The 14,695-nt window shown below is 60.2% G+C and carries 12 protein-coding genes; 6 read left to right on the plus strand and 6 right to left on the minus strand.

Annotated elements, in window-relative coordinates; genetic code table 11:
- Positions 1-22: 22 nt before the first annotated feature.
- Positions 23-1,558: a carboxylesterase/lipase family protein gene (locus ACZ5RI_RS13040; RefSeq protein WP_464513648.1), complete on the minus strand. Its 1,536-nt coding sequence runs from the start codon at positions 1,556-1,558 to the stop codon at positions 23-25.
- Between the two features lie 11 nt (positions 1,559-1,569).
- Positions 1,570-2,361, minus strand: a complete 792-nt coding sequence (hisN, locus tag ACZ5RI_RS13045; RefSeq protein ID WP_464513649.1) for a histidinol-phosphatase — start codon at positions 2,359-2,361, stop codon at positions 1,570-1,572.
- Positions 2,362-2,581: 220 nt separating this feature from the next.
- Between hisN and ACZ5RI_RS13050 the strand changes: the two genes are divergently transcribed.
- A complete protein-coding gene (locus ACZ5RI_RS13050; RefSeq protein ID WP_464513650.1) occupies positions 2,582-4,255 on the plus strand; it encodes a tetratricopeptide repeat-containing sulfotransferase family protein in 1,674 nt (557 codons plus the stop codon).
- Position 4,256: 1 nt separating this feature from the next.
- Positions 4,257-5,099 carry an SDR family NAD(P)-dependent oxidoreductase gene (locus tag ACZ5RI_RS13055; protein ID WP_464513651.1) on the plus strand — a complete coding sequence of 281 codons (843 nt, stop codon included), beginning with the start codon at positions 4,257-4,259 and terminating at the stop codon, positions 5,097-5,099.
- 4 nt (positions 5,100-5,103) lie between these two features.
- On the opposite strand, the gene ACZ5RI_RS13060 is transcribed toward ACZ5RI_RS13055, so the two are convergent.
- The 4 genes from ACZ5RI_RS13060 to ACZ5RI_RS13075 form a co-directional block, all read right to left on the minus strand.
- Positions 5,104-6,045, minus strand: a complete 942-nt coding sequence (locus ACZ5RI_RS13060) for an extracellular catalytic domain type 1 short-chain-length polyhydroxyalkanoate depolymerase (protein WP_464513652.1) — start codon at positions 6,043-6,045, stop codon at positions 5,104-5,106.
- Between the two features lie 142 nt (positions 6,046-6,187).
- Positions 6,188-8,023 carry a translational GTPase TypA gene (typA, locus tag ACZ5RI_RS13065; protein WP_464513653.1) on the minus strand — a complete coding sequence of 612 codons (1,836 nt, stop codon included), beginning with the start codon at positions 8,021-8,023 and terminating at the stop codon, positions 6,188-6,190.
- Positions 8,024-8,130: 107 nt separating this feature from the next.
- Entirely contained in the window at positions 8,131-8,562 is a 432-nt protein-coding gene (locus tag ACZ5RI_RS13070) for a carbonic anhydrase (RefSeq protein WP_464513654.1), read from the minus strand.
- Positions 8,563-8,666: 104 nt separating this feature from the next.
- Entirely contained in the window at positions 8,667-9,392 is a 726-nt protein-coding gene (locus tag ACZ5RI_RS13075; RefSeq protein WP_464513655.1) for a rhomboid family intramembrane serine protease, read from the minus strand.
- 335 nt (positions 9,393-9,727) lie between these two features.
- Between ACZ5RI_RS13075 and ACZ5RI_RS13080 the strand changes: the two genes are divergently transcribed.
- The 4 genes from ACZ5RI_RS13080 to ACZ5RI_RS13095 are packed head-to-tail and all read left to right on the plus strand — an operon-like array spanning position 9,728 to position 14,689.
- Positions 9,728-11,578 carry an FAD-dependent oxidoreductase gene (locus tag ACZ5RI_RS13080; RefSeq protein WP_464513656.1) on the plus strand — a complete coding sequence of 617 codons (1,851 nt, stop codon included), beginning with the start codon at positions 9,728-9,730 and terminating at the stop codon, positions 11,576-11,578.
- Entirely contained in the window at positions 11,566-13,425 is a 1,860-nt protein-coding gene (locus ACZ5RI_RS13085; protein ID WP_464513657.1) for a 2-oxoacid:acceptor oxidoreductase subunit alpha, read from the plus strand. The genes ACZ5RI_RS13080 and ACZ5RI_RS13085 overlap by 13 nt, the downstream gene beginning before the upstream one ends.
- Complete coding sequence (locus tag ACZ5RI_RS13090) at positions 13,422-14,477, plus strand: 2-oxoacid:ferredoxin oxidoreductase subunit beta (protein WP_464513658.1); 1,056 nt, start codon at positions 13,422-13,424, stop codon at positions 14,475-14,477. Before ACZ5RI_RS13085 ends, ACZ5RI_RS13090 begins: the two co-directional genes overlap by 4 nt.
- Positions 14,477-14,689 (plus strand): ribbon-helix-helix domain-containing protein, encoded by a 213-nt coding sequence (locus ACZ5RI_RS13095; protein ID WP_464513659.1) that lies wholly within the window; start codon positions 14,477-14,479, stop codon positions 14,687-14,689. Before ACZ5RI_RS13090 ends, ACZ5RI_RS13095 begins: the two co-directional genes overlap by 1 nt.
- Positions 14,690-14,695: the final 6 nt, after the last annotated feature.

Genomic DNA, 14,695 nt, shown 5'->3' on the forward strand with positions numbered 1-14,695 from the left:
CTCCTTATGGCTTGCATGGGCCTTACGGCTTGTTCCACAGGGCGGAAAGTTCCCCGCGCAAATCCTTGCCCAGCTTCGGCCCCTGAACGGAAAATTCCATATAGGTCTTATCCGCACCCATTTCAGGCCAGTTCGGCAAACCCTCGCCATTGGGGTTGCCGGTCTTGGCGAAATTGGTCCAGTAGCGTTGCACCGGCGGCCAACGGCCAAAATCCTGCGCCAACCCGGCGGGCACCGGATCAAAGACAAAGGACAATTCCGAAGAATGCCAGACCGGATCGGCAGAACCGAGGCGGGCGACATCAAATTCGTAGCGCCAGACCTTCTGACCGATGGCCTGCTGACGGGCCGCGATGTAGTTGATTGGCAGGCGGAACATCACATCGGCGGCAATCTGGGTCGCCACCGAACCCAGCACCGGATCTGACGGCGGGATCGTGCCACCATCAAGGCCGTAGAATTTCAGCGCCGCCGCCGCATTGCCTCCGAAATGCAGCTCCACTGCATGACGGACCGCCGCCTCACCACCGTAAAGCGGCAGCTCGCGCGCATCGTTACCGATCAGCAGCGGCACCGGGGCCTGCCCGTCCGCCGCCAGAATTTCCGCCGCGGTCTTTGGCAGGACATAGCCATCGGCGACCGACTGATCCCAGATAAACCCGGCATCCTCGATCGGGGGCACCAGCTTCTGCGAGGCCGCCATCACCGCATCGGCCGGCGCCGCGCGCAAAGCCTTCAGGCCCGCCTTGCCGGGGGCAATGCCCATAATACCCGCCAGATCCTCGCCCAGCTTTTCGTTTTCTTTCAAGCTGCGCGGCGGCAGACCAAAGCCGACCGTGCCGCTTTGCGCGATGGCTTTGTGGAACAGCCCGCGCGCCAGCGGCGTCAGCATCAGATGGCCAACATCCTGCGCCCCGGCGGACTGGCCGAAAATCGTCACATTATTCGGATCACCACCGAATGCGGCAATATTGGCCTGCACCCATTTGAGCACCGCGACCTGATCCTGAATGGCGTAATTGCCCGAGGCATGGTGCGCCGATTGCGCCGTCAGTGCCGGGTGCGACAGGAAGCCGAACACGCCCAGCCGGTATTGCAGCGTCACCAGAATGACGCCGTGATGAACGATGGTGGAATAGGAATAGCCGATCCCCGCCCCCGCCGTATTGGCCCCGCCGTGGATCCACACCATCACCGGCAGACGCGCCCCGGCTTCCATTTTGGGAACATGGACATCCAGCGTCAGGCAGTCTTCCTGACTGATCCGGGCTTCCCCATCGTTCCAGCCCAGTGCCGGTTGCTTGCACGGTGCGCCTGGGTGGGTGGCATCGCGCACCCCGGTCCATGGGATGACCGGTGCAGGCGGGGCCCAGCGTAAAGCCCCCAGGGGCGGCGCGGCATAGGGAATGCCCTGATACAGCGCGCCACCATCGCCCTGTGCGGCCCCGCGGATCACGCCGCCGGTCACGGATTTTTCCAATGCCGGGTTTTCTGCAGCCTGCGCGCTGCCGAACAGTGCCGCCATCATCGCCACTCCCAAAATCCTACGCAAAAGCACGTTCAAACTCCTCAAGCCAGGAGAGGTAAAACATCATCAAGCAAGGCCTGACTGGCCGCAGCCACCACCTGACCACCCAGCGCGCAATCGCCGCCCTGCCAGTTGCACATCACGCCGCCCGCGCCTTCGACCACCGGGATCAGCGCTGCCACATCCCATTGCTTGAGATTGGATTCGATCACCAGATCGACAAAGCCCATCGCCAGCGCGGCATAGGCATAGCAATCGCCGCCAAAACGCGACATGCGCGCCTTGTCCGACACACCACGGAAAGAGGCCGCTTCGGCCGGGGTGAAATAATCCCACGGATGGGTGGTCATCACCACCGCGTCGCCCAGTTTGGTGCAGGCACGGGTCTTAAGCCGGGTTTTCTCGCCGCCCGCGAACAAAAAGGCTTCGCCGTCTGCGCCGAAAAAGCGCTCGCCCAGCACCGGCTGATCGATCACGCCCAGCACCGGGCGGGTGCCCTCGGCCAGCGCGATCAGGGTGCCCCACAAGGGCTGACCGGTGATGAAGGCCCGGGTGCCATCGATCGGGTCGAGCACCCAGTTGCGCCCGCTTTGACCGGCCTCGCTGCCATATTCTTCGCCGACGATGCCATCTTCGGGGCGCTCGGCCTTCAGCAGCGTGCGGATCGCCACCTCGGCCCCTTTATCGGCCTCGGTCACCGGGTCGAACAACGCGCCCTTGGCGGCGCCCTTGTCGGTCACAGCCAGTGCATGGCGGAAAAAAGGCCGGATTGCCGCGCCCGCCGCATCGGCCAACCGATGGGCTAATCTAAGATCGTCTTGGGATACTGTCATATCTGGAATCCACCCGTGTTTGGCTTTTTGTACGACGCCCGCGCCGCCACCGAAAGAGCCGATTGCCGCGGCCAACCTGCACGGGGGTAAAGCTTTACAAAACAGCAGGTTCCCAGTCCAATCCGCCGCACCGGGGAACAAGGCGTTTGCGCTTGGTCTGGTGGCTTACTATCCTGGGCTGACACAGGTGCGTCACAAAAAGAACCGCCTTAAAGGGGAAATGCATACGATGTCAGGCACGCCGGAACCATCGGCCCAAACCCTGTTTGCCACCGCCCAGTCGCTGCACCGCCAAGGTAAAAGTGCCGAAGCCGAACAAAACTACCGCGCCGCCCTGGCCATCGCCCCGCACAATGCCGAAGCGCTGGAATGGCTCGGCGTGCTGTGCCTGCAAAACGGCCAGCAGGACGAAGCGCTGGAACTGTTACAGGCCGCTTCCGATGCCGCCCCGCAGCGTGTCAGCTATCACGACAATCTGGCCGCCGCCCTGGTGCAGGCCAGGCGCCCGGCCGAGGCGGTGAAAGCCTTGCGCCGCTCGGTCGCCGCGGCACCGGATGTTCTGGCCACACGGGTCCATCTGGGCGAGCTTCTCGGGCTGATCGGCCATTATAACGAGGCGATGGCCGAATTTGACCATGCCATTGATATGGACCCGGTGCTGAAAAACGTCTGCCGCGACACATCCGGCATTGCCGATGAAAAGGCCCGCAGCCAGCTGATCTTACAGAACTGCCAGCATATTCTGTCGCGCTATCCCTATTACGCGCCTGCGGTCTACAGCAAATCTTGCGCCCTGCAGACGCTGGGGCGGATGGACGAAGCCCGCACCGCCTGTGAACAGGCCATCGCCCTGAACCCCACCATTGCGGTCTATTACCACAACCTTGTTCACAGTGGCTCGGCCGAGCAAAAGCAAAAAGCCTTGGCCGCGCTGGAAAAACTGACCGCGCATGAAGACGCCATGCCAGAAGATGGCCGCACGGCGCTGCATTTTCTGCTCGCCAAAGCCTATGACGATGCCGGGCGTTTTGAAGACAGCTTCACCCATTTGCGCAGCGCCAACGCCCTCAAACGCCAACAGATTCAGTATGACGAAGCCCATGAAATCGGCCAGCTTAGCGCCCTGGCGGCGGCCTTTACCCCGGCACGGCTGCAAGAGCTGTCCGGCGGCGGCGTGCCAAACGACAAACCGGTTTTCATCGTCGGCATGTTCCGTTCGGGCACCACACTGATCGAGCAAATTCTGGCGAGCCACCCGGCCATCTATGGCGGCGGCGAGCTGCCGCTGCTGCCCGATCTGGTGCGCGAAAAAGGCGGGCTGGACGCCACGGACGCATTACTGACACCGCAAACGTTGCGCGACCTTGGCGAACGCTATGGCACCAAAACCGCCGCCATGGCCCCGACGGCCAAACGGATCACCGATAAGCAGCCCTATAATTTCCGCAATGTCGGGCTGATCCATCTGGCACTGCCGGGGGCGCGGATCATTCACATTACGCGCAATCCGCTCGACACCTGTTTTTCCTGTTACAGCCTGATGTTCGCGGGCGAGATTGGCTTTGCCTATGATATGGGCGAAATGGGCCGCTACTATAAAGCCTATGAAGCGCTGATGGCGCACTGGCGCAAGGTGCTGCCGGAAGGTGCCATACTGGATGTTCAGTATGAGGATGTTGTCGCCGATCTGGAGGGACAGGCCCGCCGTCTGATCGCCTATTGCGGCCTTGACTGGGACGAGCGCTGTCTGAGCTTCCACAAGACCGACCGGGCGGTATCGACCGCCAGCCTCTATCAGGTGCGTCAGCCGCTTTATGCGTCGGCGGTTGGCCGGGCGCAAGTCTATGACGCCTGGCTTAGGCCCTTAAAAGATGCACTTGGTATTGGGGACTAAAATGAACACCGTCGTTATTACCGGCACATCAAGCGGCATCGGGCTTTGCACGGCGCGGGCCTTTCTGGCTGCGGGCTGGCGCGTCTTCGGCAGTGTGCGCAAAGACGCCGATGCCGCACGGCTGCAAAAGGATCTTGGCGCGGCCTTTACGCCGCTGATCTTTGACACCACCGACGAAGCGGCGGTTCTGGCCGGGGCTGAAACCGTGCGCATGGCACTGGGCGGCGGCGCACTGACCGGCCTTGTCGCCAATGCCGGTATTCTGGTCGCCGGGCCGCTGCAATATATCCCGATGGCCGATTTCCAGCGCCAGATTGACGTCAACATCACCGGCACGCTGCACACGGTACGGGCTTTTTCTCCGCTGCTGCACGATGTGTCCGCACCGGGGCGCATTGTGCTGCTGTCATCGGTGGCGGGGCAGACCACAGTTCCTTTCAACGGGGCCTATTCCATCTCGAAATACGGGATCGAGGCCATGGCCGATGCCTTACGCTATGAAATGCGCCCCTTCGGCATCAAGGTCGTTGCTATTGAACCGGGGCCGGTGCAGTCCGACATCTGGGCCAAGACCGAGGCTATTGATCTTACCCCCTATCAGAACACGCCCTATGCGGCCCCGCTCGGGCGGGTGAAGAAATTCATGCAGGCCGCCGCCGCAGCAGCCCTGCCGACCGACAAAGCGGCGCGCTGCATCTTCCGGGCGATGACCGTGGGCCGCCCCAAAGCACGCTATCTCATCACCAAGGGGGCATTGGCCCATCATCTGCAGCGCCTGCTGCCGACAGCATGGATCGATTGGCTGACCGCCAAAATCCTCGGCCTGAATCCGCCGAAGCCCTGATGGTTTACGGAACTGAGAAAAAGAAATCCACAATCGCCTGACTGGCATCAAGCTGGTTACTGGTACGCCCAAGCAACCGGGGCAACAGCGCCGGCCCACCGGGCCAGGCATGCCCCCCACCGATGATCGTCAGCAGACGGACAGTTCCCCCATCCCGGCAGCCTTGAAAGAACTGGCGCGTAACCGAAGTCCCGTCCGCAGGACTAACCGGGGGCAATGACACTGCTATGGCGGTAGTGGCACAACCCTTCAGCCTTGCCCATAACTGAACCGTATCGGTGACGGACAGCACAGTGCCACCTTCGCCCATGCCAAAGACGGTTTTCACCACCCCGCCATCATAGGGCATGATTGGATCTGCGGTGCCAGCGATCTGCAACACCGAAACCGGATGAGACGGATGGCAGCGCCCCGCAATATCGGCGGGCATGGTGCCGGAAACCGCCGCAACCGCACGGATACGCCGGGAAAGATCGCAACCGAGCCGCTCGGTAAAGGCCGCGCCGTTAGAAATACCAACCGCGAAGATACGTTTTGTATCGACAGAATAATGCTGCCCGATATCATCCAGCAGAGCCGCCACAAAGCCGACATCGTCACCCTTGCTCTTGATGGTGGTGCGGCCATCGTTCCAGTGGCGATCGAGACCATCCGGATAGGCCACCATAAACCCTTGCGCATCTGCAAGCGGATTGAGCCGCATCAACCGGATCACACCAGCCCCTCTCTGGCCGCCACCATGAAAGGCCAGCACGACCGGCCAGCCCCCCGCAGGCGAGGGCCGATCAGGTATATGCATCTCATAACTGCGGGTTATTCCACCACTTTGCAACGATGCAGAAACATCGGCAGACCAGGCCGCGGGCAGACACAGCGCCATCGCAAGACCAATAAGGAAATGGGTTGCCCCCCTGCGCATCAGCTTCCTTCGTCCGGTCACAGGCATCAGAAACTCCGGCAGTAAGGTTGCGGCCCGCAACCGGCGAACGCCGACGCAATGGCGTCGGCGTCGCAACCTCTAGCGAAAACGCGCGCCCTCGGGCAGGAAGAGCGCGCGTCCAATACACCAGACTGAAGGTCCCAAATCGTCAGTCGTTTGCAGACGAACGCTCTTCGCGCTTACGCTGGTTCGGATCGAGCGTGCGCTTGCGCAGACGGATCGACTGCGGCGTCACTTCGACCAGCTCGTCATTTTCGATATAGGCAATGGCCTGTTCCAGCGTCATCGCCACGATCGGGGTCAGGCGCACGGCCTCGTCCTTCGAGGTGGTGCGGATGTTGGTCAGGTTCTTGGCCTTAAGCGGATTGACGTTGAGGTCATTTTCCTTGGCGTGTTCGCCAATGATCATGCCCTCATAGACCTTGTCGCCCGGCACGACGAACAGCTTGCCGCGTTCTTCCAGATACCACAGGGCATAGGCCACCGCCTCACCCTGGCCCATGGCGATCAGCACACCATTGGTGCGGCCGGAGACCGGGCCCTTATAGGGGGCATAGGAGTTGAAGATACGGTTCAGCACACCGGTACCACGGGTATCGGTGAGGAATTCACCGTGATAGCCGATCAGGCCACGCGACGGCGCCAGGAAGGTCAGGCGCGTCTTGCCAGCACCCATCGGGCGCATATCGGTCATTTCGCCCTTGCGGTTGGCGATCTTCTCGATCACCACGCCGGTATAGGGATCGTCAACGTCGATGGTGACTTCTTCGATCGGCTCCATGCGCTGACCGTTTTCTTCGTGGAACAGCACGCGCGGGCGGCTGATCTGCAATTCGAAGCCTTCACGGCGCATGGTTTCGACCAGCACGCCCAGCTGCAGTTCGCCGCGGCCCGCCACTTCAAAGGCGCCTTCGGTGGTTTCACTCACCTTGATGGCGACATTGCCTTCAGCTTCGCGCAACAGACGCTCGCGAATGACGCGGCTCTGGACCTTGTCGCCTTCACGGCCCGCCAGCGGCGAATCGTTGACCGACAGGGTCATCGCCAAAGTCGGCGGATCAATCGGAATGGCCGGGATCGGCGCTTCGATCGAGATATCGCACAACGTGTCGGCCACGGTGGCTTCTGTCAGACCAGCGATGGCGATGATGTCGCCAGCTTCGGCACGATCAACCGGCACCCGGGCCAGACCACGGAAAGCCAGGAGCTTGGTGGCGCGGGCGCGTTCGATTTCCTTACCGTCATGGCTCAGCGCCTTGATGGCCTGATTGACGGTGATGATGCCGGTTTCGACCCGCCCGGTCAGAATACGACCGAGATAGGGGTTGGCTTCCAGCGTCGTGACCAGCATCGTGAAAGGCATATCTTCGCGCGCGTTGGCCTGAACCTTCGGCGGCGGCACATCGGAGACAATCTTCTCAAACAGCGGCTTGAGGTCTTTGTTCTCGTCATTGATCTGGTCAAGCTCGTTAACCGCCCAGCCCTGACGGCCGGACGCATAGAGCACGTGGAAATCGAGCTGATCGTCATTGGCTTCCAGCGCCAGGAACAGATCGAAAATCGTTTCCAGCGTTTCTTTCGGCTGGGCGTCGGAACGGTCGATCTTGTTGATGATGACGATCGGCTTGAGGCCAAGCTTCAGCGCCTTGGACAGCACGAACTTGGTCTGCGGCATAACGGCTTCGGCGGCATCAACCAGCAGCACCACACCATCGACCATCGACAGAATACGCTCAACCTCGCCGCCGAAATCGGCATGGCCGGGGGTGTCGACGATATTGATGCGGGTTTCGCCCCACATCACAGAGGTGCATTTGGCCAGAATGGTAATGCCGCGCTCACGTTCCAGATCGTTGGAATCCATGGCCCGGTCGGCCATCTGCTGGTTCTCGCGCACCGAACCGGATTGTTTGAGCAGCTGATCAACCAGCGTGGTCTTGCCATGGTCGACGTGGGCGATGATGGCGATATTACGAATATCCATGAGACGAAGAGTTTCCTTGCGCCTTTGGCCCCCAAACGGGCCCGGCAACGGTGAGAATTACGCGGGGCTTATAGACAGCATGGAGCGCTTCGGCAACCGCATCGGGATTAAATTACCGCGACAGGCTCGACATCCCAGGCCAAGTCTGAGTGGTACACCAACATAATGGCATGAATCGGGCCGACAAAACCGGTGTCCCGTTTCAGGGCAATCGCGGTCTGACGGACATCTTCCACATGGGCCTCGTCCGAGACCGGATGCCCGGCACAGCGCTGATGCCCAGCCACCAGCAACACTGCTAATTTATGCGCTGTAATCAAGAGCTTAATCTGAGAAACCACGGCCGCCCATTCGCCGGCACGGTCCGGGCTGATAAGGCCGTCCGGGCCGGGCACAACGATCAGATCAACGCCACCGCTTCCCGTCATGCGTGCAATGCGGGCGTTAAGATCTACCTCCTGGCGGTGCAAGCGCCAATCCGCACAGGTGAGCATAAGGGCAATTTTAGGGTCTTGATTAACTAAAAGCTCGTCGGACAACCTTTACTCCTCAGTCCCTTTGGCCGCAGCCGAACCGGCGCCGGACGGCACCTTTTACCTTTACGATCAGTTCCTGGTCTTCCCTGTACCGGACTTTATTATGTTTATGGCAGGATCTGAACGCGGTGAAAATGACGCCACACCACGTCGAACACATCCGGCAGTAACAACCCGGCGATAAAACCGCCGATATGGGCCTGCCAGGCAATCTGATGGACACCGGCACCACCAGCCCCGATCCCGGTCAAACCAAAGATAAGGTTGGTTACGAACCAGACAAGGGCAAACGCCACCACCGGCTTAGAGCGAACCGAGGCCAGCGGGGCCTCAGCCCCCTGCACGGCCCCCGGCATGGTCAGGGCCAGAAGCTGCCCCGGGATCATGCGGATGGAAGCGGCCATCAGGCCGGAAACCGCGCCCGAAGCCCCGATCATACCGTCGATACCGCCCCAGTCGGCGGCCAGAAACAGCCCCGCCCCGGCGATGCCACACAGCAGGAAAAAGCCCCAGAACGCCAGCATACCGTAGCGGCGCGCCACCACCGGCCCACAGGCCAAGAGCCACAAACAGTTCATGCCGAGATGAAAGAAACTGGCGTGGAGAAACTGATGCCCGATGAAAGGCACAATCTTGTCGATCAGGCTGCCACCGTCGATCCCGGGGGCATAGCGGATTGGCATAAAGGACAGCCGGATCATGATGTCTTCCGACAGATCCGCCGGCAACAGGCTGCGCACCACGTGGACGACGATCATAAACCCGATCAGCCAGCTGACCGCAGCAGGCACACGGAACATCGGCTCACGCCGCATCTCGAACCGGAATGACATCTCACACTCACCTAACAAACGGCCCCTCATAGCAGCCATGCGGGTGGAACCAAAGTCTTAACTTTATCGTGGCACTGTTCCTATCCGTCGGATCAGTGCGTAAGTCCCGGCACCATCGGGTTAAACCCTTCGTAACCATAGCTTAGGAAGGGGTGATATTTTTTCGCCGAGGGCTTTGCTTGCCGCGTGCAAAGGCGCAAATTTCACCCGTTCAGGATTATATGCCGACAAATAGTCATAAATGCCGAACACGGCGGAACGATAGTCATCAACCGAATCGTTGGCCGGTGGTAGCCCGCTAAATGGGCTACCGGCGCTGGAGGGCAACAACACCCATGCCGCGACCCACCCATCCCGCTCAGGACGAGCTGATCGCCCCGCACACGCAGCCGCGCGCCTGCGGCACACCACCAAGTGATACCAACGATCCGGCCTATTTTCATAAGGTCGTCGATTGCCAATGGGCCTGCCCGGCCCATACGCCAGTGCCGGAATATATCCGCCTGATCGCCGCCGGGCGCTATTCCGACGCCTATATGATCAACTGGCATTCCAATGTTTTTCCTGGCGTCCTTGGGCGCACCTGCGACCGGCCGTGCGAGCCCGCCTGCCGGCGTGGCCGCGTGGAAAAAGAGCCGGTGGCGATCTGCCGCTTAAAGCGCGTTGCCGCCGACAATAAGGGTAATATCAAAGCCCGGCTGCCCAAACCGGCGGTCAAAAGCAACGGCCGACGCGTGGCACTGATCGGCGGGGGGCCAGCCTCGCTCACCGTGGCGCGCGACCTGCTGCCCAATGGCTATTCGGTGACGATATTCGAGCGCGACCGTCAGGTTGGCGGTATGATGCGTACACAGATTCCGAAATTCCGCCTGCCCGAAAGTGTGCTGGACGAGGAATGCGGCTATATCCTTGAGCTTGGCCCCGATGTGCAATACGGCACTGAAGTTACCTCGATCAAATCGGTGCTCGCGCAGGGCTTTGATGCCGTTTTCGTCGGCTCGGGCGCGCCCCATGGCCGCGATGTGCAGATTCCCGGCCGCAAGGAAGCCGCAAGCCATATCCGTCTTGGCATTGAATGGCTGGCGGCGGTGTCGTTCGGCCATATCACCGAAATTGAAAAACGCGTCATCGTGCTGGGCGGCGGTAACACCGCAATGGATTGCTGCCGCACCGCCCGTCGTCTTGGCGGCACCGACGTCAAGGTGGTGGTGCGTTCGGGCTTTGCTGAAATGAAAGCCTCGCCGTGGGAGAAGGAAGATGCCATTGCCGAAGGCATTCCGATCCTCAACTTCATGGTGCCGGTCGAATTCGTCCACGACAAGGGCAAGCTGACCGGGGTGACCTTCGAGAAGGTCAAGGCCGAGTATGACGAAGAAGGCCGCCGCAATCTGGTGCCCAGCGGCGAGGAAAATGTCACCCTGGAATGTGACACGGTGCTGCTCGCCATTGGTCAGGAAAACAGCTTCCCCTTCATCGAACGCGATTCCGGCATCACCTTCGATGGCCGCGGCATGCCGCTGGTCGATCCGGTGACCTTTCAATCGACCAATCCAAAGGTATTCTTCGGCGGCGATGCGGCGTTCGGCCCCAAGAACATCATCACCGCTGTGGCCCATGGCCATGAAGCGGCGCTGTCGATTGATCTGTTCTGCTTCGACAAAGACCTGAAAAAGCGCCCGGATCCGCGGGTTACGATTTCCAATCAGAAGATGGGCATTCACGAATGGTCCTATGACAATGCGGTCTCGCTCGATCAGCGCACCGAGGTGCCGCGGGTTGAGGGCGAAGAACTGTTAGCCAGTCACGAGACCGAGGTTGAACTGGGCTTTGATGCCGCGCAGGCGCTGAAAGAGGCCGAACGCTGCCTTAACTGCGATATTCAGACGGTATTTGAGCCTAAGCTGTGCATCGAATGTGATGCCTGTGCCGACATCTGCCCGATGGACTGCATCACCTTCACCCTCAATGCCCCGGAAGCGACGTTGCGCCAGAATTTGACCGTAGCGGCGAAGAACCCCGATCAGGCGATTTATGTTTCCGATGTCTTGCGCAGTAAACGCATTCTGGTCAAAGACGAAGATCTTTGCCTGCACTGCGGTTTGTGCGCTGAACGCTGCCCCACCACCGCCTGGGATATGAAGAAATTCTACCTTGAAACGGCAAAGGCCTCGTCATGTCCGGAATAAGCTCCATCAACGATTTCGTCGTCAAATTTGCCAATATCAACGGCACGGGATCGGCCACGGCCAACGAGATCTTTGCCCGCGCGGCCATGCGCATGGGCGTGCCGATTGCCTCGCGCAACATTTTCCCTTCCAACATTCAGGGGCTGCCCACCTGGTACGAGGTGCGCATCACCGAAGATGGCTGGCGGGGGCGGCGCGGCGGCGTTGATCTGATGGTGGCGGTCAACCCGCAAACCTTCGACAAGGATGTCGCCGAGATCGATAAAAACGGCTACCTGCTCTATGATTCTACCAAGCCGGTGTCGGCAGATCGTCTGCGGCCCGACATTCACGTCTTGCCGGTGCCCCTGACCGAAATCTGCAATGCCGCCGATTTTGATCCACGTAAGCGTTTGATGCTGAAAAACATCATCTATATCGGGGCGCTGACCTTTCTGCTCGATATGGAACTGGATGCGGTGGAATGGCTGGTCGCCGAACAATTTGAAGGCAAACCCGCATTAAGTGCCCCCAATATCGCCGCGCTGAACGCAGGCTATGGCTATGCGGAAAAACATCTCAAAAACCGCTGCGGCCTCAAGATCCACCGTGCCGATAAGCTCGGCAAACAGATCTTCATCGGCGGCAATGATGCCGCGGGACTGGGCTGTGTGTGGGGCGGGGCCACGGTCTGCGCCTGGTATCCGATCACGCCGTCAACCTCGCTGGTGGAATCATTCTCCAAGCATTGCCGGCGTTTTCGCACCGACAAGGAAACCGAAAAGAAGAACTATGCCATTGTGCAGGCTGAAGACGAACTGGCTTCAATCGGCATGGTGATTGGTGCGGGCTGGAACGGCACACGATCATTTACCGCCACCAGCGGGCCGGGCCTGTCGCTGATGCAGGAATTTCTCAGCTTCGCCTATTACGCCGAAATTCCGGGCGTTTTGTTTGATGTCCAGCGTGGCGGGCCATCGACCGGCATGCCAACCCGTACCCAGCAATCCGATCTGCTGATGGCCGCCTATGCCGGTCATGGTGATACCAAGCATGTGCTGTTGTTCCCGGAAGATCCGGGCGAATCCTTTGCCTTTGCAGCGGATGCCTTTGATCTGGCCGAGCGGTTGCAAACCCCGGTCATGGTGATGATGGACCTCGACATCGGTATGAACGACTGGCTCTGCGATCCGCTAAAATGGGATAAGGACCGCCGCTATGACCGCGGCAAGGTGATGAGCGCCGAAGATCTCGAATCCGGCAAGCTGTTCGCCCGCTATAAGGATGTCGATGGCGACGGCATACCGTGGCGCACCCTGCCCGGCACCCATGCCGAACTGGGGGCCTATTTCACCCGCGGCACCAGCCATGACGCCTTTGCCCGCTATAGCGAAGACGGCGCCATCTATGTCACCAACATGCAGCGGCTGCTTGATAAGCTGGAAACGGCCAAGAAAATCACCCCCCAGCCAATTTTGCACACCGCCCCCAAACCGGCCAGTGACGGGGTGATCTATTTCGGTTCGACCTCGGCGGCGATGGATGAAGCACTCGACGCGCTGGAAGAACGCGGCCTGCATCTGGATGCCTTACGCATCCGTGCCTTCCCCTTTGCGCAGAGCGTGCCCGACTTTATCGCCGCCCATCAACGCGTCTTTGTGATTGAGCAAAATCGCGATGCCCAGATGCGGCAACTCATCATGGCTGAATGTAACATTGATCCGGCCAAGCTGGTGGCGATCCGCCATTATGACGGCACGCCGATCACCGAACGTTTCATTACCAAAGCGATTGCCGGTTACTGCCAGCCGAATGGCAATACGCCGGATGGAAAATCACCGGAAGGAAAGTTAGGGGTGTCCGCATGACCTATATCGCCAAACCGGAAATGCACCACCCCGACCTGACGGTCAATCGCATCGGCTTCACCCGCCGCGATTACGAGGGGCGGGTCTCGACCCTGTGTGCGGGCTGCGGCCACGATTCGATCAGCGCCGCGCTGGTGCAGGCCTGTTTCGAGCTGGATATCGAGCCACATCGGGTGGCCAAACTGTCCGGCATCGGCTGTTCGTCGAAAACACCGGATTATTTCCTTAAACAAAGCCATGGGTTTAATTCCGTCCACGGACGGATGCCCAGCGTACTGACCGGGGCCAATCTGGCCAACCGCGATCTGATCTATCTTGGCGTTTCGGGCGATGGCGACAGCGCCTCGATCGGGCTGGGGCAGTTTGCCCATTGCATCCGTCGTGGCGTGCGCATGGTCTATTTATGCGAAAATAACGGCGTATATGGCCTGACCAAGGGCCAGTTCTCGGCCACCGCCGATCAGGGATCGAAATCCAAATATGGCGGCGTCAACACCGATTCGCCAATTGATCTGGTCTCGCTCGCCCTGCTTCTGGGGGCCAGCTTTGTGGCGCGCAGTTTTTCCGGCGACAAGAAACAACTGGTGCCGCTGATCAAGGCGGCGATCAACCATACCGGCCCGGCCATCCTCGACATCATCAGCCCGTGCGTGACTTTCAACAACCATGCCGGTTCGACCAAAAGCTATGATTTCACCCGCACCCACGACGATGCCGTCAACCGGCTCGATTTCATTCCGGCCCACAAGGAAATCACTGTCGATTTCGAGCCGGGCTCGACCGAAGTGGTGCGCCAGCATGACGGCTCGGTGCTGAAACTGCACAAGATCGACCGCCATTACGACCCGTCCAACCGGCTGGGCGCGATGACCTATCTGCAGCAGCGCATGGCCGAGGGTGAAATTGTCACCGGCCTGTTGTATATCGACACCAATTCCCGTGAATTGCACGACCATCTCGGCACCACGGAAACCCCGCTGAACCGCCTTGGTGATGCAGAACTGTGCCCGGGCGCAAAAATGCTGGAGACGGTCAACGCCGAATATCGCTGATGCCCTTACAAAAACGATCCTTCACGCTGTCCGGCCACCGCACCTCGGTCGCGCTCGAACCGGAATTCTGGGCGGTGCTTGAAGCCGATGCCACGCGGGCGGGCCAACGTCTGACCCATTATGTCGCCCGCGTCGATGCCAGCCGGCAACTGCGCCCACTGGCCAGCGCACTGCGCGTGGCGGCGCTTGCGGCTGCGGCCCGCCAGCCCTAAAGTTTG

The organism is Micropepsis pineolensis (assembly GCF_055392125.1).

Excerpts from the sequence above, each read along its gene's own strand:
- ACZ5RI_RS13050 (WP_464513650.1), top strand. The coding sequence starts at position 2,582 with ATGCATACGATGTCAGGCACGCCGGAACCATCGGCCCAAACCCTGTTT.
- hisN (WP_464513649.1), bottom strand. The coding sequence starts at position 2,361 with ATGACAGTATCCCAAGACGATCTTAGATTAGCCCATCGGTTGGCCGAT.
- typA (WP_464513653.1), bottom strand. The coding sequence starts at position 8,023 with ATGGATATTCGTAATATCGCCATCATCGCCCACGTCGACCATGGCAAG.
- ACZ5RI_RS13060 (WP_464513652.1), bottom strand. The coding sequence starts at position 6,045 with ATGCCTGTGACCGGACGAAGGAAGCTGATGCGCAGGGGGGCAACCCAT.
- ACZ5RI_RS13095 (WP_464513659.1), top strand. The coding sequence starts at position 14,477 with ATGCCCTTACAAAAACGATCCTTCACGCTGTCCGGCCACCGCACCTCG.
- ACZ5RI_RS13080 (WP_464513656.1), top strand. The coding sequence starts at position 9,728 with ATGCCGCGACCCACCCATCCCGCTCAGGACGAGCTGATCGCCCCGCAC.
- ACZ5RI_RS13085 (WP_464513657.1), top strand. The coding sequence starts at position 11,566 with ATGTCCGGAATAAGCTCCATCAACGATTTCGTCGTCAAATTTGCCAAT.
- ACZ5RI_RS13090 (WP_464513658.1), top strand. The coding sequence starts at position 13,422 with ATGACCTATATCGCCAAACCGGAAATGCACCACCCCGACCTGACGGTC.
- ACZ5RI_RS13055 (WP_464513651.1), top strand. The coding sequence starts at position 4,257 with ATGAACACCGTCGTTATTACCGGCACATCAAGCGGCATCGGGCTTTGC.
- ACZ5RI_RS13075 (WP_464513655.1), bottom strand. The coding sequence starts at position 9,392 with ATGTCATTCCGGTTCGAGATGCGGCGTGAGCCGATGTTCCGTGTGCCT.